Consider the following 269-nt stretch of genomic DNA (forward strand, 5'->3'; position numbering starts at 1 on the left):
GATATCGCTGAGGTGGTCATTGAGATAGCGTCGATTCGGTAATCCGGTTAAGGGGTCTTTGAAGGCCAGCTCTTTCAGTTCCTGGGTTTTTTCTGCCACCTCTTTTTGCAGAGCAAGCGGGCGCACTAAAATGTTGTAAAGCATCAAGGCACAAATACTGGACAGCAGCAGCGAGATGGCAATCATGTTAAGGGTGCGTGTTGCGAGGTTGTTGCTGATGTCATGGGACAGGGACAAAGTCCAAGAGCCAGATGGCAGGGTGATTTCTG

At 49.8% G+C, this 269-nt stretch carries 1 protein-coding gene; it reads right to left on the reverse strand.

Going from position 1 to position 269, the window contains the following annotated elements; genetic code table 11:
- Positions 1-269 (reverse strand): GGDEF domain-containing protein (locus BKB51_RS20800; protein WP_198946833.1); only part of this gene is annotated, 269 nt, incomplete at both ends.

It is taken from the genome of Kiloniella majae, from assembly GCF_002118315.1.
Classification (GTDB): Bacteria; Pseudomonadota; Alphaproteobacteria; order Kiloniellales; family Kiloniellaceae; genus Kiloniella; species Kiloniella majae.